The sequence below is a fragment of the Moorena sp. SIO1F2 genome, from assembly GCF_010672755.1.
Taxonomy (GTDB): domain Bacteria; phylum Cyanobacteriota; class Cyanobacteriia; order Cyanobacteriales; family Coleofasciculaceae; genus Moorena.
Genome location: NZ_JAAHFV010000029.1, coordinates 1 through 17,347 on the forward strand (window position 1 = coordinate 1; position 17,347 = coordinate 17,347).

General features: G+C 42.3%; 21 protein-coding genes and 1 pseudogene. 17 read left to right on the plus strand and 5 right to left on the minus strand.

Annotated features, from left to right (window positions below):
* Together F6J94_RS06130 and F6J94_RS06135 are read left to right on the plus strand one after the other, a co-directional pair.
* Positions 1-1,229: ATP-binding protein (locus tag F6J94_RS06130; RefSeq protein ID WP_293038079.1), on the plus strand; the 1,229-nt coding region annotated here is incomplete at its 5' end.
* Positions 1,230-1,304: 75 nt separating this feature from the next.
* A complete protein-coding gene (locus F6J94_RS06135; RefSeq protein WP_293038080.1) occupies positions 1,305-1,601 on the plus strand; it encodes a hypothetical protein in 297 nt (98 codons plus the stop codon).
* A 149-nt stretch (positions 1,602-1,750) separates the two neighbouring features.
* On the opposite strand, the gene F6J94_RS06140 is transcribed toward F6J94_RS06135, so the two are convergent.
* Entirely contained in the window at positions 1,751-1,984 is a 234-nt protein-coding gene (locus F6J94_RS06140) for a hypothetical protein (RefSeq protein ID WP_293038082.1), read from the minus strand.
* A gap of 242 nt (positions 1,985-2,226) precedes the next feature.
* On the opposite strand from F6J94_RS06140, the gene F6J94_RS06145 reads away from it, so the two are divergent.
* The gene (locus F6J94_RS06145) at positions 2,227-2,370 is read left to right on the plus strand and encodes a hypothetical protein (protein WP_293038084.1); all 144 of its coding nucleotides are present in this window, start codon (positions 2,227-2,229) and stop codon (positions 2,368-2,370) included.
* A 16-nt stretch (positions 2,371-2,386) separates the two neighbouring features.
* Entirely contained in the window at positions 2,387-2,938 is a 552-nt protein-coding gene (locus tag F6J94_RS06150) for a Uma2 family endonuclease (RefSeq protein ID WP_293038086.1), read from the plus strand.
* 348 nt (positions 2,939-3,286) lie between these two features.
* Here F6J94_RS06150 and F6J94_RS06155 read toward each other — a convergent pair whose 3' ends face one another.
* The 3 genes from F6J94_RS06155 to F6J94_RS06165 all read right to left on the minus strand — a co-directional run bounded on the left by F6J94_RS06155 (position 3,287) and on the right by F6J94_RS06165 (position 5,426).
* A complete protein-coding gene (locus tag F6J94_RS06155) occupies positions 3,287-3,649 on the minus strand; it encodes a XisI protein (protein WP_293038088.1) in 363 nt (120 codons plus the stop codon).
* Between the two features lie 185 nt (positions 3,650-3,834).
* Positions 3,835-5,289, minus strand: coding sequence for a 16S rRNA (cytosine(967)-C(5))-methyltransferase RsmB (gene rsmB / locus F6J94_RS06160; protein ID WP_293038091.1), 1,455 nt, complete (start codon positions 5,287-5,289; stop codon positions 3,835-3,837).
* A complete protein-coding gene (locus tag F6J94_RS06165) occupies positions 5,286-5,426 on the minus strand; it encodes a hypothetical protein (protein ID WP_158069451.1) in 141 nt (46 codons plus the stop codon). Before F6J94_RS06165 ends, rsmB begins: the two co-directional genes overlap by 4 nt.
* Before the next feature lie 46 nt (positions 5,427-5,472).
* Here F6J94_RS06165 and F6J94_RS06170 point away from each other — a divergent pair, with 46 nt between their 5' ends.
* The 3 genes from F6J94_RS06170 to F6J94_RS06180 all read left to right on the plus strand — a co-directional run bounded on the left by F6J94_RS06170 (position 5,473) and on the right by F6J94_RS06180 (position 6,383).
* Positions 5,473-5,613 carry a hypothetical protein gene (locus F6J94_RS06170; protein WP_293038096.1) on the plus strand — a complete coding sequence of 47 codons (141 nt, stop codon included), beginning with the start codon at positions 5,473-5,475 and terminating at the stop codon, positions 5,611-5,613.
* A gap of 9 nt (positions 5,614-5,622) precedes the next feature.
* Entirely contained in the window at positions 5,623-6,075 is a 453-nt protein-coding gene (locus F6J94_RS06175) for a SufE family protein (protein ID WP_075897267.1), read from the plus strand.
* A gap of 146 nt (positions 6,076-6,221) precedes the next feature.
* The gene (locus F6J94_RS06180) at positions 6,222-6,383 is read left to right on the plus strand and encodes a hypothetical protein (RefSeq protein ID WP_293038102.1); all 162 of its coding nucleotides are present in this window, start codon (positions 6,222-6,224) and stop codon (positions 6,381-6,383) included.
* 59 nt (positions 6,384-6,442) lie between these two features.
* On the opposite strand, the gene F6J94_RS06185 is transcribed toward F6J94_RS06180, so the two are convergent.
* Entirely contained in the window at positions 6,443-6,574 is a 132-nt protein-coding gene (locus tag F6J94_RS06185) for a hypothetical protein (RefSeq protein WP_293038105.1), read from the minus strand.
* A 397-nt stretch (positions 6,575-6,971) separates the two neighbouring features.
* Here F6J94_RS06185 and F6J94_RS06190 point away from each other — a divergent pair, with 397 nt between their 5' ends.
* The 10 genes and pseudogenes from F6J94_RS06190 (at position 6,972) to F6J94_RS06235 (ending at position 17,320) form a co-directional block, all read left to right on the plus strand.
* Positions 6,972-7,817, plus strand: coding sequence for a transposase (locus tag F6J94_RS06190; protein ID WP_293038110.1), 846 nt, complete (start codon positions 6,972-6,974; stop codon positions 7,815-7,817).
* Positions 7,818-7,846: 29 nt separating this feature from the next.
* Positions 7,847-8,293 (plus strand): annotated as a pseudogene (locus F6J94_RS06195) (RNA-guided endonuclease InsQ/TnpB family protein); the annotation flags it as partial.
* A 405-nt stretch (positions 8,294-8,698) separates the two neighbouring features.
* Positions 8,699-9,688: a hypothetical protein gene (locus F6J94_RS06200; RefSeq protein ID WP_293026834.1), complete on the plus strand. Its 990-nt coding sequence runs from the start codon at positions 8,699-8,701 to the stop codon at positions 9,686-9,688.
* A gap of 52 nt (positions 9,689-9,740) precedes the next feature.
* Positions 9,741-10,817, plus strand: a complete 1,077-nt coding sequence (locus F6J94_RS06205) for a hypothetical protein (protein WP_293026831.1) — start codon at positions 9,741-9,743, stop codon at positions 10,815-10,817.
* 337 nt (positions 10,818-11,154) lie between these two features.
* Positions 11,155-11,880: a response regulator transcription factor gene (locus F6J94_RS06210; protein ID WP_293026828.1), complete on the plus strand. Its 726-nt coding sequence runs from the start codon at positions 11,155-11,157 to the stop codon at positions 11,878-11,880.
* A gap of 13 nt (positions 11,881-11,893) precedes the next feature.
* Positions 11,894-12,061: a hypothetical protein gene (locus F6J94_RS06215; protein ID WP_293038114.1), complete on the plus strand. Its 168-nt coding sequence runs from the start codon at positions 11,894-11,896 to the stop codon at positions 12,059-12,061.
* 435 nt (positions 12,062-12,496) lie between these two features.
* Positions 12,497-13,117 (plus strand): hypothetical protein, encoded by a 621-nt coding sequence (locus F6J94_RS06220; protein ID WP_293038118.1) that lies wholly within the window; start codon positions 12,497-12,499, stop codon positions 13,115-13,117.
* A 130-nt stretch (positions 13,118-13,247) separates the two neighbouring features.
* On the plus strand, positions 13,248-13,577 hold the full coding sequence (locus F6J94_RS06225; protein WP_293026822.1) for a hypothetical protein: 330 nt from the start codon (positions 13,248-13,250) through the stop codon (positions 13,575-13,577).
* A gap of 5 nt (positions 13,578-13,582) precedes the next feature.
* On the plus strand, positions 13,583-16,390 hold the full coding sequence (locus F6J94_RS06230) for a hypothetical protein (protein ID WP_293038122.1): 2,808 nt from the start codon (positions 13,583-13,585) through the stop codon (positions 16,388-16,390).
* A gap of 222 nt (positions 16,391-16,612) precedes the next feature.
* Positions 16,613-17,320: a hypothetical protein gene (locus F6J94_RS06235; protein WP_293026816.1), complete on the plus strand. Its 708-nt coding sequence runs from the start codon at positions 16,613-16,615 to the stop codon at positions 17,318-17,320.
* Positions 17,321-17,347 lie beyond the last annotated feature (27 nt).

The following is a 17,347-nucleotide window of genomic DNA, read 5'->3' on the forward strand; positions in this document are numbered from 1 at the left end:
TAGGGGTAAGGGAGTTATTAGTAGATCGTGTACCCATTAGTAAAACCCTTTCAGTTATTGATAAGGTATCTGAGTTTGTCGCAAAGCAATTAGGGTTATCAGTACAGGACTTTGAAGCGCGTTTATTTACACCGGCAACTCCAAGTAATGATTGGTTAGAAGAAAAAATTAGTACCTTTGCACACCTAAAGGCTCAAGTATTAGGGCGATTAGGAGGGGAGTATGCTCGTTTGGCTGAACAACTCCTGACAAATGAAGAGTTAACAGAAGAAGCCAATAGAATTACATCAGATAAACTTTGGGATGAAACATCTGATATTTTCTCTAGTTGGAATCTTGAAGAAAATCCTTTTTCTGAAAGTGCTTTCAGCTTGGAGCCAAACCTAGATAAAATTTTCACAGGTCGCACCCAGGAGTTAAAGCAGATATTTAATTTGTTGTGGGGTGGCAAACGGAAGCGGATCTTAGTCTACGGTTCCGTTGGTATTGGTAAAACAGCGTTTATTTTAGAAGTATTGAGGGTCTTGCAACGGAAAAGCCAACGTACTCTCGCTACCTATATGAGTCTCCCCTGTGAAACTGATTTAGCAACGGCTGCTTTGATTGCCCTAGCCCGACATATGTCAAAAGATGAGTGGGCGCAACAACTGTTAAAGAACATGGGATTGATCAGTGAAGCGGAATCCAAACCCGTTAATACACCGCAGTTTCCCACTCTCACCTTTCAAAATTTATTGGAAAGGGCGCTGGAAAAGTATAGTCGTGTTGTGATTGCTATCGATGATTTAGATAAACAAGATCCAGACCGGGTGCGTCAACTATTGCACGATGCTCAAGGCATGCTCAAAGGTGATGCTTGGTTTATTTTGACTGGGCATCCTTCAGGCTTGAATCGGGATCTTTTGAGCAATGAACGAGGGTTATTTGATTTAGCATTAGAAATTAAAGCATTAGACCAACCCACCACTGATCAAATGTTAATTAACTATCTGGCTAGTGCCCGGATTAGAGAAACCAGCAAAGACAAAACTAATCCTGATTCCTTTCATCCCTTCACTATAGAAACTGCTAAGAATCTCTGCAAACATTCCGAGGGGATACCCCGTCGGTTCAATCGCATTGCTAGTTATGTATTACTGAAAGCAGTGGAACTGAAAGCAGAAACGATTACACCAGAGGTATTTAAGCAAGGTTTAGAGTATGCCAGTCAGACACTGCGTGGTCACTGAGAATTTATTTTTGAATATTATTATGTGCTTGACTTAGTTTTAGAAAAAGGGATGCTTTGAGATGAAAACGTAACCATGGATGACCTCAAGCGTATTAAAGCTCAAGAGTTTAGTCTACTCCCTACTCCCTACTCCCTACTCCCTAAAACCCAAGACTTAATACCTCACCAAATTAGAACTCCTCTAACTATACCAATAAAAAAATCGGTCAAGTTGTGGTTAACCCCAATCCTTGACCGAATTCTATTGTGTAAGCCACCACAAGTACAGCGGAGCTCAAATCTAGATACTGTTGATCAACTAATACATTCCTCAGTGGTCAGTGGTCAGCGGTCAGTGGTCAGTAGTCAGTGGTCAGCCGTCAGCCTTTAGCTGATAACTGATAGCTGATAGCTGATCGCTGATCGCTTCAAAATAACCTCCACAATTCCTAGTCGCCAGGGCGTCAAAACCCTGTCTTGATGCAGTCGCTCATGGGGGAAACCCCCAAGACCGCGCTGCATCGCTGGCAAAACTCTATCCTAGTCTACATAAAAATATCGAATCAAAAAGGTCATAACCTCACCAGGCTTTTCAGTAGGTTCTGGAGTGCTCCACTCGTCGGGATAGGCGTATTTAAGGGCATAGATGGCATTAATCGTATTCCGAACTTGTTCAGGAGAACCGATCAAAACGTACTTGACTTTCTTAGGTTTACGACCAGGGTTTTCAGGAGTTTGATTGTCATCGGAGTTAGGCGGAATGTTTTTTGTCATGATCAACAGTATCCTTAAATGTTGTCCATTATTAATATATAAATAAATTAATCATTTGTCAAGGGGTTTAGGAATTTTTTTTTATTACTAAATATATAGTTGCTATAATAGTAAATAGGGCATAAGTAAGAGGGGAGTGTGGGGAGTGTGGGGAGTGTGGGAAGTGTGGGAAGTGTGGGAAGTATAAGGAATAAAAACTAGTTTTTATTTGTCTACATTTTTGGTAAAATTAATCCTAGATAGTGTGGGCAGGTGGCGCGGAAAGTGTGGAAATTTTATTAGATTTTTTGCCTAATTCAAAAAGCGATAATCCCTGCTCCCTGCTCCCTGCTCCCGACTCCCTACTCCCTACTCCCTACTCCCTACTCCCTAAAATAAAACTGTAAATGGAGGATTTTAATAATGCCTAGTTTAACGGTCAAAGATTTAGAAACGCTGCAAGCACAACATCCTGATTATCAGATGGAATTAATAGGGGGAGAAATTATTTTTATGAGTCCTTCAGGGTTAGAATCCGATGAAGTAGCACTAGAAATCGCTGCTCAACTTCGTAACTGGGTAAGACCGCGCAAATTAGGAAGAGTTTCTGGTTCTAGTGGTGGTTTTCGCTTACCGAATAAAGATGGGGATGTTCGCGCCCCGGATGCGTCTTTTATCTTAGCTGAACGTCTACCTCGCACTACGGAAGATTACGCCGAATTAGTCCCTGATTTGACATTTGAGGTTAAATCTAAGAGCGATAGCCTACCAAAATTGCGCCAGAAGATACAGCAATTTCTGGAATTGGGAACTACAGTTGGGGTGTTAGTGGATCCGAGAACTCGCACCATGGAAGTGTATCGCCTCAATCAGGATAAAGTTGTGCTGGGGGATGGGGATGTGCTGCAAGTACCAGAATTGCTTCCTGGTTGGGAATTACCTATTGTTGAAGTGTGGGCACCGGAGTTTGATTGAGTATATACAAGGGAACAGGGAATAGGGAATAGGGAAGAGGCAATAGGCAATAGGCAATAGGCAATAGGCAATAGTGAAAAAATAATGCGTATCTCAGGTGCGAACAGCGGTCAGCCGTCAGCCGTCAGCTTAAAAGAAACCTCAGCACCTCAATTAGCGATGCAGCGCGGTCTTGGGGACCCAGTGCGGTCTTGGGGGTTCCCCCCATGAGCAACTGGCGTGGTTTCCCCCATGAGCGACTGCATCAAGACAGCGTGCCCATACCTGATAACTAATAACTGATAACTGATAGCTGATAGCTGATAGCTGATCACTGATAGCTGATCACTGATAGCTGATAATTAAAAGCTAGGAAATCCCATAGCCAGTGTGTTGTCGGATATGGGGAGGATGAAAAGCTAAAACAATTTGTTCTTTGGGTATTCCTGCCGCCAGTAGCTCTTCTGTAATGCCGTGATCTAGACCATCATGGTGTAGCCAAATTTTATTGTTACGTATCTCAGCATCAAAGATTAGTGAATGAATTCGTTGTGTATCGTTCCAACCTTCCCTAATAACTAGATAGCGAGTTTTGTCATCGCTAACAATGATTTTACTGATGACAGTATTACTGATAGGATTATTTTTGTGACGATTCAGGATATTACAATAGTTTTTCAGTATCTGAAGAAGAGCTGTAGAACAATTGGTTACTCCAGTGAAGGTTTCCATAGCTTAATTTAATCCTGGTTTTAATCTTGAAATAGCCCTGCCCTTAAGTAAAGATTATAAAGTAGGGTGGGCAAAATAGTATAATTATTAATAATAAAAAAAAACTATTTTTGCCCACCCTACTACTCTCCCCGATTCCCGATTCCCGATTCCCGATTCCCGATTCCCCTTCCTATATCCCTTAACTAATCCATTCGTTTCAACCGCACCATAAAAAAACCATCCATCTGGTCTCGATAGGGCACAACTTTCAGCCAACCTTCCGGTGTTGAAAACGCTTTAAGAAACGAAAGAGTAGGGGGCTCAATTTGCCAGTGAGAATGACCTTCCAGAAACCATTGTATTACCCCCTCATTTTCTTTAGGATTTAAGGTACAGGTAGCATACACTAACACACCTCCGGACTTGACCCAAGTTGCGCTATGCTCTAACAATTGTTTTTGCAAAACAGTAAGTTCCTGGACTTTTTCTGGAGTCATGCGCCAACGAATATCAGGACGTCGGTGAAGGGTACCATTACCGGAACAGGGAGCATCTAATAACACAGCATTAGCGATGTTAGTAAATTCAGGGCAATCCCGACTATCACCAGTAGTAATGTGAATGGATTGTAATTGTAACCGTTCGGCATTCTGTTGGACTTTTTTGAGGCGGGAAGCCGAGCGATCGCATGCCCAAATCTTGCCCTGATCTGCCATTAATTCCGCAATATGAGTTGTCTTGCCCCCCGGTGCAGCACAGGCATCAATCACCACATCACCAGGTTGAGGGTCTAGCAGATAACTGACCAGCTGGGCACTACAATCTTGAACAGTCCACCAACCCTCCTTAAACCCCGGTAGCTCTTGAATCGCACCAACACCACCCACAACCCGCAGTGCTTGGGGGACCTGAGCTGCATTGCTGAAAATAGGGATAATCTCACCATTCCCCTCGTCCTCGTGAGACACCAAGGTCGGTAACCGCTGAATAGCCACTTCAGCAGATTGCATCCCTGCCTCCACCTCCTCCATGGACACCTTGAGGGGATTTACCCGTAAGTCAATAGTAGGAGATTGGTTAAACCATTGACACAGCTGTTCTGTTTCCTCTGCTCCCAGCTGTTCTAACCACAGCTCGATCATCCAATCGGGAAAACTGTGTAAAATGCCCAAACCCTCGATATCCCCTTCTGGCAACTGCAAAGGGTCAGGGGAATTGGCAGCTAAACGGGCATAGTTTCGTAGTAAACCATTAACCACCCCTGCCAGTCCTTTGAAGCCATTGTTCTTAGCTAGGTCAACGGTGGTATTGACCGCTGCTGAAGCAGGAATTCGGCCTTGATAGCGCAGCTGATATAGTCCAAGGTGAAGTATAGTGCGCAAATCTGGAGGTTGTTGATTCGCTTTCTTTTTCCCCAACTGGTCAAGTAGAGCATCCAAAGTGCGCTGTCGTCGGACACTACCATAAACTAATTCTGTCACTAAGCCCCGATCAGCACCAGTTAACTGAGCAGTGTGTAGCACTCGATTCAGGGCAATATCAGCAAAAGCACCCCGCCGATGAATATCCCGGAGAGCTAGGAATGCTAACTGGCGAGGATTTTGTTTATCAAAGGTTGACGGTTGACCCTTGACCGTTGACGATTTATATTGGCTCACAAACTCTGTACTCCTCTGGATGTCAACTGATCAGCTAATATGCAGTTATAACAGTTATTAATTCGGTTCGGAACAAAGTCCTGGGTTTTAGGGAGTAGGGAGTAGGGAGTAGGGAGTAGGGAGGAAAAGGAAGACAAGTCCAATCACCCCACACCCCACACCCCAAAGTTGATACTCACGTCTTTGTTAAAAACCTACCCTGATCAGCTCCTCCCTGTTCCCAGATCCGCTGTTCCCTATTCCCTGTTCCCGACTTCTGCAAGAAGTCTAGTTATCAATTCGGTATTGAGAACTGCTATAAATAAAATGGTTAATCCTTTTTAAACATTGGGTATGTCAGCCACCTCAAGCCCTTTACCAGAAGCTCTTGCTCGGATTGTAGAACGCTTTCAGCGCCGCAAAGACCCCAAGCAACGGTATCAGCAGTTGCTGTGGTACGCCAAGAAGCTTCAGACAATGCCAGAAACTGATAAAGTGCCAGAAAACAAAGTTCCTGGCTGCGTGTCCCAGGTTTATATCACTGCTAACTTGGATGATGGCAAAGTCTTGTATCAGGGAGACTCAGATGCCCAATTGGTTAAAGGATTAGTAGCGTTGTTGATTGAAGGCTTGAATGGACTGACGCCGACAGAGATTGTCAACCTATCTCCTGACTTTATTCAAGACATAGGATTGAACGCTAGTTTAACCCCTTCTCGCGCTAATGGATTTTACAACATTTTCCAGACCATGAAGAAAAAGGCCCTGGGATATCAGTTGGGAATGTCTTCCAGAGAATTGAATTGAGGGATTTTCCCTTCTATTTTCCCCACACCCGGTCACCCACCCCGGACCGGGGATTAACTGACAAGACCCTTGAAATGCTGATTCTCCCGTAGGTTGGATTACGCGATCGCTAACCCAACGAACACCTCACGCTTTGTTGGGTTTCGTTGCCTCAACCCAACCTACGCCATGATCTAAAGTCACTCAACCAGCTCTGTTCCCTATTCCCTGTTCCCGATTCCCGATTCCCGATTCCCGATTCCCGATTCCCGATTCCCGATTCCCGATTCCCGATTCCCGATTCCCGATTCCCTAGATTTTGCTCCTGATTAAATTAAGCCTGAAACCCTTGTATAAACTGGGTTTCAGGTGTTTTTATATGACAAAGCTACTTGAGTTCCAGCCTAGCATGGGCAATTTGCCCTTGACTTATCCACTGGAGTTTCAGTACAATCAAGTAGAACATTTGTACTACTATCGTCTTTCCTCTTAACCATTGCACCCACACCCCTAGAGGCATCACATCCCTCCTACAACGAACGATTCTAGAGCAGCGATTGGCCTACGGCCACGCTACGCGATCGCGTATCGCTGTGGGTAGTTTCGGGTACTTGCCATTAGCCACTGGCTGATAGGGAAACCTCTTGTTTGGGAATTATAAAAATCCCCATTAGCCGAAAACCCCGTGTCTTTAGACCGGGGATGAAGGAACAAGCGCGGTCTTTAGCCGCCGTGATCAAAATATTTAGAGAAAATCTGGAATCTTAGTCTGGATGTTGTAGAATAATAGTAGAAACAGTTGAGGTCAGAGACGAAACCTTAGAATAGTGGAGCCTTTATGGTTGGTCGGCTATGCGAAAAGGGTTAAAACTGTTGTTATAAGGCTCCACTATTCTTACGGTAACTTTAAGAAACTGATGATAATTCTAGAGTTTAAGGCGAAAGGAAACAAACATCAATACTCTGGGATCAATGAGGCTATTCGGACAGTCCAGTTCATCCGTAATAGCTGTCTTAGGTACTGGATGGACAATAAAGGGGTCAGCAAATTTGACCTCAACAAATACAGTGCAGTACTGGCTAATAACTTCCCTTTCGCCAATGAATTAAACTCTACCGCTCGACAGTCTAGCGCTGAGAGAGCATGGTCGTCAATCGTTCGATTCTTTGACAACTGCAAGAAAAAAGTACCTGGCAAAAAAGGCTTTCCTAAATTCCAGAAAAACTGCCGTTCAGTGGAGTATAAGCAGTCTGGCTGGAAGTTGTCTCCTGACAATAAATCAATCACCTTTAGTGACTTGAAGGGGATCGGTAAGCTCAAACTTAAAGGTAAATGGGACTTATGGCGTTTCGACAAAAAACAGATTAAGCGGGTTCGGATAGTCCGTCGGGCTGATGGCTACTATATCCAGTTTTGTATTTCAGTAGACATCAAAGAAGATCTAGAACCAACTGGGACGGCTATCGGGCTGGATGTTGGACTAAAAGATTTCTATACTGATTCCGCTGGAGAAACTGAACCAAATCCCCGCTTTTACAGGACGGGAGAGAAGCGCCTTAAGTTCTATCAGCGCAGAGTTTCTAGAAAAAAGAAAGGTTCATCCAATCGCAGAAAAGCAGTTAATAGACTAGGCAGACATCACCTTAAAATAAGTAGGCAACGTGAAGAGCACGCCAAGAGACTGGTTAGAAGTTACCGTAAGAATAAAGAAGCCTTTATGGTTAGTCGGCTATGCATAAAAGGGTTAAATCTTTGTTATTAAGGCTTCTTTATTCTAAGGTTTCGTCTCCGGCGCGCTGCGTAATCCGGTCTAACGATCTGGTCGCCTATGAAGATTTAAGGGTTAAAAACCTAGCCAAAAATCACTGTTTAGCTAAGTCTATTAATGATGCAGGTTGGTATCAATTTCGGAAATGGATGGAGCACTTTGGTACGAAATTTGGGAAGGTGACGGTTGCAGTAAATCCCGCCTATACCAGCCAGAATTGCTCCAATTGCGGCGAAGTAGTGAAAAAGTCTCTATCAACTAGGACTCACGCCTGTAAGTGTGGCTGCCAGTTAGACAGAGACCATAATGCCGCAATAAACATCCTTAAAAGAGCTTTGAGTACGGTGGGGCACACCGGAACTTGGGTCGTCAAAGACCTAAACGCTTCAGGAGATTCGGCCTCTACTTTTCCTGGTTCCGACCTGGTTGAGCAAGTTGGATCATTGAGTGAAGAATCCCCGTGTCTTTAGACCGGGGAGTGTCAACTCAAATAAGAGCATTGTCAATACTGCGTGGCTTTTGGATAAATCCCCCCAACCACCCGTCGGGATCCCCCTCCCGTCCCCCGCGCGGAAGGGGGAAGCCAGAGCAACCATAGACTTTTTGTTCATGGGGTCTATTGTTCCCCCCTTGTTAAGGGGGGTTAGGGGGGATCTCCCAGGGTGGATGAATATTGCTAACCAGCCACCGGCTACTATAGCGTTTTCCATATTAATGAAATACACACACCTATTTTTTCCCGATTCCCAATTCCCGATTCCCGATTCCCTACTCCCTACTCCCTACTCCCTACTCCCTATTCCCTGCGCTATAGCAATTTTCAAGTAATCATTTTCAATTAAAAAAATCTAAATATCGTCAAAGGAACACACTATATGGTTGCCACAAAAGACAGCAAAGACCAGATTTTCCAAGCCTTTGAGCAAATCCTAAAAGAGCGGCAAAACATTGACTCAAAAATTGCCACCAAAGAAGAAGAAGCGGAAAAAGCTAAAAATCAACAAGTCCTGGAAACTGCCTCAAACTATACCGTTGATAATATTGTCAAAGGAATGGCTGATTTACAGCTAGAGTTTGGCACCATCGTTAATGAATTGTCAGAAAAATTATCCTCAGAAGCCTCTAAACTTGATGAGCTAAAGCTGGCGATTAAAGTAGAAACTGAACACTTGCAATACCTTCAGCAAATTCGAGTTGTAGCTGATGCCTTACATTTGCTCAATCAAGAGCACCAAGAAAAGCTAAAATCCCTAGAGCAAAAAGCAGATCAACAGCGAGAAGAGATCGAAAAAGACCAAGAGCAAAAACGTAAGCTTTGGCAAAAAGACCAGGAAGACTTTGAAATAGCACGTCAAGAACAAAACGAATTATTGGCTCGGGAACGACAACGCCAAGAAGCTGACTATCAATACGAATTAGAACGTAACCGTAAAATTGAGACGGATCAGTATGAAGAACTGAGCCGTAACCAGGAGCGAGAATTGCAAGAGGCCAATCAAGAAAAAGAAAAGCAATGGTCTGAGCGAGAACAGAAGCTACAAGAATCTCAAGACCTGTTTGAGGAGTATCAACAGAAAGTGGAAGCTTTCCCTGCTGAGCTAGATGAAATCGTTAAAAAAGTAAAAGATAAAGCCATTAAAAAAGTCCAAAACGACGCTAAAGTACAGGCTGATTTACTAACCAAAGGCTGGGAAGTTACTCAACAGGGTTATGACGTTAAAATTCAGTCCCTGGAGCAACACATAGAAAAACAAAATAAACAAATTGAAAATCTCTATAGTCAGCTACAAGAGACCTTGAAACAGTCCCAAGCCCTGACCTTGAAAGCTTTTGATGGGTCTTCAAGAAGCAAGGATCAAAATTAGTGAATAGTGATATCAGTTCAGAAATTGTCAAATAGAATATAACCTTGAAAGTATGACACGCAAACCTAACAGCAAGAACACCAAAGCAGAAATTTTAGAAGCTTACAAGGAATTACTAGCAGAACGAAATGCTTTGGAAAAAGAAATGAAGCAGATGAACAAAACGCAAACTCCTCAAGTATCCACGGTGGAAAAAAAGCAAACTAATGGATCTGTACCAGCAAAAGTCATGAAAGACAAAATGATGTATACCCTTGACAGCCTGGTTAAGCTGCAATTAGGGTTTGGGAGTAGTGTCAGTGAGTTGTCGGAAAAACTAACATCAGAAGCGGCTAAGCTAGAAGAATTACGAACAGCGGTTACTGAGGAAACTCAACAACTTGCTGAACTCCACAATTTATCAGAAATTCAAGACGATACCTTAGATACCTTAATCGAAACCTATCAGAATAGCTCTAAAGCTTTCGATGAAGAAATTTACCAAAAACGGGAAGAGTTAGAGCTGGACATTAATCAGTTAAAACAATCCTGGTACAAAGAACAAGAGGAACAGCAACGAGCTATTAAAGAACGGAATGAAGAACAAAATAAAACCCGTAAGCGAGATGCTCAAGAGTATGATTATAATTTAGACCTACAACGCAGCTTAGATCAAGAAACCTACAACCATAACCAAGAACGTTTATACAAAGAATTGGAGGAAACGAGGCAACAACAAGAGAAACAATGGGCAGAGCGGGAAAATGCGATCGCAGAGCGAGAGAAGCAGTTTGAAGAATTAAAAACTAAGGTAGAAGCCTTCGACCAGGAAAAATCAGTTGCTATCAAAAAAGCCCAAGAAGAAGGCAAAGCGATTGCTAGCCACCAGGTCAAAATTCAAGCCGACTTACAGAATAAGGAATTAGAAGGAAATAATCGTGTCTATCAGCTAAGAATTGAATCCCTGGAACAGACAATAAAAGAATCCTCAGCACGGATACACAGTCTTTCCCAGCAACTCGATACTGCCCTCAAACAAGTTCAGGATTTAGCGGTCAAGGCAATTGAGGGTGCTTCTAATATCAACTCTTATCAAGCCCTTAAAGAAATTGCCTTAGAGCAAGCGAAAAATCCAACTAAGGGTAAATAAGGATAAAAAAGAGAAATATTTTAGTGGTTTTGAAGGTTGACGACATAGTGTCGTTAACCTTCAACTATAAATAGTCAACCAAAAGTTATCATTGACACACGTAAAATACTCCGGAGTTGTATCATCAGTAATATTGGGTCAAAGCGCTAATCAACCGATGGAAACAATTTCGGTAGGTGGCGACTCGTGATCACAAGCTTGCTGACCAATCTTGAGCTATGGAGCGCGTTCGCGTAGCGTGGCCTACGGCCAATCGCTTCCATTTTTTTTTGGGTTGTCAGGTCAGCAAACACATCCTAAGTTGTCAATTTCGGTATCAGTGTTCTAGTCAATGGTTATGAACGTAATCAAAGAAATTCGGGTGTTACTGATTGAGAGGGGTGATTTGACGCAGTTAGGTCTCAGAAAAGTCTTGGAGCAGTACAAAGAAGTCAGTTTGGTGTCTCAAGTTTCTAGCTTGCGTCATGTGGCGGCCTTTTTAAAAAAATCTAACCCGGACATAGTAGTCATTAATTTAGAGCATTCAAGCAATAGTGATGCGTTATTGCGGTTAGTCAGAAATTGGAAAGTGGCATTTTTTCCTAACATATTGCTGCTATCTTGGGACACATCAGAAGAATTTGTTATAAGCGCTTTTGGGGCTGGGGTAGATTCCTATTATCTAAAACGTATCAATTTTCCTAAAACTAATGTAGACACCAGTACTTTCTTAGATGCTTTAAAAGCTACCTATGAAGGGCAACACTGGATTGATCCAGAAATAGCTGGTTATCTCCTAAAAAACAGTATCAAGTCACCCGGCAAGAATTTTTCTGGGATTACTTTAATCAATTCCTGTGAGCCTGACTATTATCAGATTCTTAGGGAAAATCCACTGACTGAACGGGAGCTAACTGTCTTGGAATTGATCGTAGCCGGTTATACAAATGACGAAATTGCCCAGCGATTATTGCTAGGTCTTGGCACAGTTAAAACTCACATTCGGTCTGTGCTGTGGAAACTGTGCTGTGACGATAGAACACAAGCAGCAGTACAAGCACTTCGCAGTGGTTTGGTGAAGTAGATACCAAGATTCGGTGGATGCATCTTTTTGTTGTAAATCTATAACTGTTGGGGCGGGGGCGCGGGGAGGGTGGGGAGTGTGGGAAGGGTGGGGAGTGTGGGAACCCACCCCTAACCCCTCCCAGGAGGGGAATATGGGGAGATGGGGCAGATTTTTATTAAGGGTAATTATCCTGACATGATATTAGTGCTTAGCAATTATTGATTAAGGTTTAATTGTTAAATTTTCATGCTTTAAGTTTAGAATTAAGCAAAATAGCTGATTAACCACTAAGCACTAACTCCTCTACCTATAGGTTGGGTTTCAGCGTTTTTTTTGTTAAGTTTTTTTTATTTTATCAGAGTTTTATTAAAATTCAGTTTATTTATCTATTCCTTTTGGACGAGTAACATTGTGAGACTGTTGGGGAGCTGTGCCAATGATATTGAGAGGTTAAGTAATTGTAATCCTTGAGGTGAAGCAATTACAATCATTTAGCTTATTCAAAATGCTCCTTAACTCAGTAACATTTATTAATTAAAATAAATTGAACTATTCCTCTAGGATCGCTTTTGCGGTTTAAAAATTTTCTGTATCACAATAAGAGTCAGAAAAATTACGGAAAGAAAAATCCACCATGGTGAACAAGTCCTCTGTTGCGATGTCACCTCGTCAACAACAGCGTTGGAAAAGTAAAGAAACTATGTTTGCTAAGTTGCTTGCTAAGTTGTTTGCTCAGTTGAAGCAAGTGCCCTTGGGCTATTTAATGGTCATGGCTGCGATCGCAATGGCATTGGATCTCTATATCAGTACCTCCGTCACTCCTTTGATGGGTGTATCATTTTTGATGTGTCTAGTTGTGGGAGTGAGGTGGATTGGAGTCCAACCTAGTAATTCTGGGAATCAAATTCAACGGCTAATCAGGAAATATGGTTTAGGAGCCTGTCTTTTCCTATTCGCCTTTCTGTGGTTTATGTTGGACTTTACCGCTGCGCCAGCCCATGCCCAGTTTTTCCAAGTCGCAGAAGATTGGCTAACTAGTGCTATTCCTGAAGTAGACGCCGATTTGGTGTCCCTGGTGTTTAACGTTTTACGAGCACTATTCCTAATTTATTTAGGCATTTCATTGGTCAAAGTAGTCAATGCTGCCCAACAAGATGATGACTGGAAAACCCTAGCCCGTACTCCAATCATCATTTTGATTGTAGTTACCTTGGGTGATCTGTTAGCAGGCTACATCACTGGCACAGGGGCATAAACTACGGTACATCTAATTTGCCTGTTGAGTTTGATATAGCTGAAGGGATGAGTAGTCAGGGTTTTATTGAGATTGAAAGTTTTTTCAATCACTGATAGGAACGCAAGTCTGATCCAAAATAGCTTGACCTATGGCAAATAATTCAGAGCAACAATTCCGTCGTGTTAACCGAACTCTTGATGAAAAACCGAAAATTGGTCCTATTCCAGCCGATCAGTTTATCCCCTGGGCAATAATTTGGGCAATTGCCTATTACATCGTCAAGGGGGTACTAGGAGCTAGTTGGGTATGGACATCTTGTTTCGGAGTTTGGGGTATGTCTACTTGGTGGGTGCTAACTTCCTCTAGCCATTGGAAATTTCTTTCTAAGTTTATACCTGTACCTCAATGGACAAGAGGAATGGGTAGATACCAAAGGCTTTTAGACGTTAAAAGGGAAAAAGCAAAGGGCAAAGGCTAAAAAGTATGACAACCACTCAAGCTTACGATCAAGCTAAACAAAAGATGGGAAAGAAGCGGGTTGATGTAGGAAATGGTAAAAAGAAAACCTTAAAGCCGTTCGAGGATGACTGTAAGTTAGCTAGTTTCCTAGAAGTCAGACTGGATGGCTCTGATGTTGGGGCATACATTCTCAGAAAAGGAGAAGCTTCCTATAAATTTGTGTTTGGTTTTGAATGTCGAGGCATTCACACCACCTTACGCCAGGAGTTAATTGACCCGGTGTTTGATGCCATCGAAGCTGGGTTAAAAGATTTCCCAGACCAGGAAACCCTCACGATTCACCTAAAGTCTTTCACTGATGACACTGATAGACAAAACACGTTGAGTCAGCTGATCAAGGGGACAGACTCTAACGAGTTAAAGTACCTAATCATGGGAGAAAAGAAGCGAATTCAAGACTTGACCAAAGGGGGAATTAGAAAGCCAAAGACGTTGTATTTATTTGCTACCTATACCGTAGAATCAGGTCGAGAGGGAGCATCTGATAAAATCGAAGAATTTTTGATGACAGCTACCAAGTGGTGGAATGGATTCATTGGCAAGCTGGATGAGTATGAAAAACAGCAGATCGAGAGAGTGATAGAGATTGCCTTTAATAATGGCTATCAATTTTGGGAAAGGCTGTTGAGCAATCAAATGGGTCTATCGATTCGCCCTCTTTCTGCTCAAGAGTCTTGGAATTATGTGTGGCAGCGATTTAATGATACACCACCTCGTTCAGTTCCGCAGTTGCTTTCCTTGACTGAAGCTGGAGTTACCGAGGAGGTTTACTCAGAAATCCACCCGGTTTCTCTGTTAATGGAAGACTATACCGCTATTCCATTTGCTGATCGACGTTGGATTAATCTCAAGGAGAAGTATACCGCAGTCATGCTCTTTTTAGACAAGCCTGAGGGGTGGAGGAATAAAGAATCCCAAATGCGCTATCTCTGGCAAGTCATGGCAAAAGATGAGGTCTATGACACCGATTGTTTTTGTGAGATTTCCAAAGCGAATATTAAGACAGTAACCAGCAAAATGCATTCGCTGACGAAACAGGCAAATGTCTCCTCAAAATATGCACAAGAGAAAAATACGATTAATGTTAAAGCACAATTAAATATTCAGAAAAATGTCGAGGCTCAGGCGGCTATCTATGAAGGGGCCGTGCCATTTAATGTCTCAGTTGTTTTCTTAGTCCATCGCGATTCTCCACAAGATTTAGATCAGGCGTGTTATACTTTAAAATCTTATTTTCCGCCACCAGCTTGGATGGTAAGGGAGACCGAATATCCTTGGAAAATCTGGCTAGAAACCTTGCCAATTTCCTGGAGCAGACTCTTAATGAGTCCATTTAAGCGATCGCATACCTATTTAAGCCATATTGCACCAGGGTTAATGCCAGTAGTCAAAACCCGGACAGTGGATAGAACGGGATTTGAATTAATCTCTGCTGAAGGAGGTACGCCAGTTTTTATTGACTTATTCAAACAGCATAAAAACCTAGGTATTTTCGGAACCACCCGCAGTGGAAAATCTGTTTTGGCATCGGGAATTATTACCCAAGCCTTGGCTCATGGTATCCCCATCTCAGCTATGGATTATCCAAAACCCGATGGCAGTTCTACCTTTAGTGACTACACCGCTTTTCTCGGGGATAAAGGAGCTTATTTTGATATTGGTCGAGAGGCAGTTAATCTTTTCGAGTTGCCCAATTTAAAGGGATTAGATGCTAAACTACAACAAGAGAGACTTACAGAATACAAAGAATTCTTAGTCGAAGCACTAATGCTAATGGTTCTTGGCTCCACGACGTTTCATGACCGGACTTATACGGATAACATCAGAGCCATGTTAAGCTTAGCAATCAAAGCCTTTTTTGATGATGATCAAATCCATGACCGTTATGTAGCAGCAAATATCAATGGCTTAGACTCTCAAGAATGGCAATTAATGCCTACCCTTGCGGATTTTATTGATTTTTGTTCTTTAGAGAGATTGCGAGTTACCTCTGTATCTGGGGATATCCTTCAAGGCTTGGATCAAGTAAAATTGCGACTGAGGTATTGGATAAATAGCCGAGTAGGAAAAGCGATTAGTCGTCCTTCTACCTTTAGAAGTGATGCTCAGTTATTAGTCTTTGCCTTACGGAATATTAGTAGTGACGAAGATGCTGCACTACTTTCTTTAGGGATTTACTCAGCAGCCTTAAGACGTTCTTTAGCCTCACCTGTGAGTATATTTTTCATCGATGAAAGTCCCATTCTGTTCCAATATAATTCCATTGCTGAATTAATTGGCAGATTGTGTGCTAATGGAGCCAAAGCCGGAATTCGGGTAATTTTATCGGCTCAAGATCCAGATACTATTTCCAAGTCTCCCAGTGCAGCGAAAATTTTTCAGAATATAACAACTCGCTTAGTAGGGAGAATTCAACCAACAGCAGTAGATAGCTTTGTCAATATTTTGAAATATCCTTCAGACATTATTAACAAAAATGCCACAGAAGGATTTTTCCCTAAACAAGAAGGAATGTATTCTCAATGGTTACTCGATGACAATGGGATTTACACCTACTGTCGATTTTATCCCGGTTCAGCACTGTTAACAGCAGTTGCTAATAATCCTGAAGAATCAGCAATTCGTCAGACAGCAATGCGCTTACATCCCAAGGATAAAATTATGGCTATGCATTATGCTAGTAAAAAAATGGCAGAAATGCGTAATTCAGAAGTCCAAGTCGTCAATTCAAAGTTACCAGATCCGAGAGCAAAAGTTCGACTTCATAATTAAGCTGAAAAATAGTATATAATTTAGGTAAATCAGGGATACGCTTTTATAGCGCTACGCGCAAGTCAGAAGTTAGAAGTCAGAAGTAAAAAGTAAGCTTAGACTTACGTTTCGGAGTTTAGGAATGTCCTAATCTCAATGCGTAGTGCTATATTGTTTAGCTTTCATTTTTAACTTTTCAGCCTTCAGCATTTTTTCGTAACTATTCAATTTAGGAGTTCAATCATGGCGAAAAATGTGACCAAAACTTGGATACAGTTGTTAATTATTAGTACGCTAATTACAGCAGTTCCTAAACCCGCCTATGCTTCTGGTGGAATTGTGGATAGTTTTGTTGACTCCTTTGTTGAGGAATTTCAGAAGGTTAAGTCTTACTTTACAAATTTCTTCGATGAATTTACCAATTTACCAGAAACCATAGACAACGATTTGAAATCAGCATTGGAAGATTCCATGGGAGTTTTAGGTCTCCCCGATGTGGAAGACGTCAGAGCGTCAATTGAGGAAAGTCTCCAAGAAAGCGATTACCCAATTTATGAAGGAGACAAACTTGCTAATGAAGTAGAAAGGCAAGTTGCTAGAGCATCAGCGTCTCGTGTTCTGAGTCAAGAAGGACAGGAGCAGTCAATCCAGGAGCTAAAGCAAATGCAGGATACTGTTTCACAGGTACAGCAATTAGCTCAAACAGCTCAAAATGAGACAGTTACCCAGAATGTGATCAAAGAAGTCGCTCTTCAGAATGCTCGTCAAGCCGCCATACTCGGCTCCTTGCAAGCCGCTACTGTTGAGGAAGCGCAACGACAAGAAATTTCTAACATGCTCCAAAGCAATATCTCTCGTGCTTTGGATGGACAAACTCAGGCAGATCAATACCAAAAACTGGGCGCTGGTATGGAAACTTTGAGAATTACCTCGTTAAGTGGCTTGTTTTAGTTACAGGACTTACGCACAGAATCCATG

What these genes read in the sequence shown, in the direction of transcription:
- F6J94_RS06205 (WP_293026831.1), top strand. Translation starts at nt 9,741, where the DNA reads ATGACACGCAAACCTAACAGCAAGAACACCAAAGCAGAAATTTTAGAA.
- F6J94_RS06135 (WP_293038080.1), top strand. Translation starts at nt 1,305, where the DNA reads ATGGATGACCTCAAGCGTATTAAAGCTCAAGAGTTTAGTCTACTCCCT.
- F6J94_RS06225 (WP_293026822.1), top strand. Translation starts at nt 13,248, where the DNA reads ATGGCAAATAATTCAGAGCAACAATTCCGTCGTGTTAACCGAACTCTT.
- F6J94_RS06190 (WP_293038110.1), top strand. Translation starts at nt 6,972, where the DNA reads ATGATAATTCTAGAGTTTAAGGCGAAAGGAAACAAACATCAATACTCT.
- F6J94_RS06235 (WP_293026816.1), top strand. Translation starts at nt 16,613, where the DNA reads ATGGCGAAAAATGTGACCAAAACTTGGATACAGTTGTTAATTATTAGT.
- F6J94_RS06175 (WP_075897267.1), top strand. Translation starts at nt 5,623, where the DNA reads ATGTCAGCCACCTCAAGCCCTTTACCAGAAGCTCTTGCTCGGATTGTA.
- F6J94_RS06220 (WP_293038118.1), top strand. Translation starts at nt 12,497, where the DNA reads ATGGTGAACAAGTCCTCTGTTGCGATGTCACCTCGTCAACAACAGCGT.
- F6J94_RS06140 (WP_293038082.1), bottom strand. Translation starts at nt 1,984, where the DNA reads ATGACAAAAAACATTCCGCCTAACTCCGATGACAATCAAACTCCTGAA.
- F6J94_RS06200 (WP_293026834.1), top strand. Translation starts at nt 8,699, where the DNA reads ATGGTTGCCACAAAAGACAGCAAAGACCAGATTTTCCAAGCCTTTGAG.
- F6J94_RS06230 (WP_293038122.1), top strand. Translation starts at nt 13,583, where the DNA reads ATGACAACCACTCAAGCTTACGATCAAGCTAAACAAAAGATGGGAAAG.
- F6J94_RS06150 (WP_293038086.1), top strand. Translation starts at nt 2,387, where the DNA reads ATGCCTAGTTTAACGGTCAAAGATTTAGAAACGCTGCAAGCACAACAT.
- F6J94_RS06155 (WP_293038088.1), bottom strand. Translation starts at nt 3,649, where the DNA reads ATGGAAACCTTCACTGGAGTAACCAATTGTTCTACAGCTCTTCTTCAG.
- F6J94_RS06185 (WP_293038105.1), bottom strand. Translation starts at nt 6,574, where the DNA reads ATGCCTCTAGGGGTGTGGGTGCAATGGTTAAGAGGAAAGACGATAGTA.
- F6J94_RS06210 (WP_293026828.1), top strand. Translation starts at nt 11,155, where the DNA reads ATGAACGTAATCAAAGAAATTCGGGTGTTACTGATTGAGAGGGGTGAT.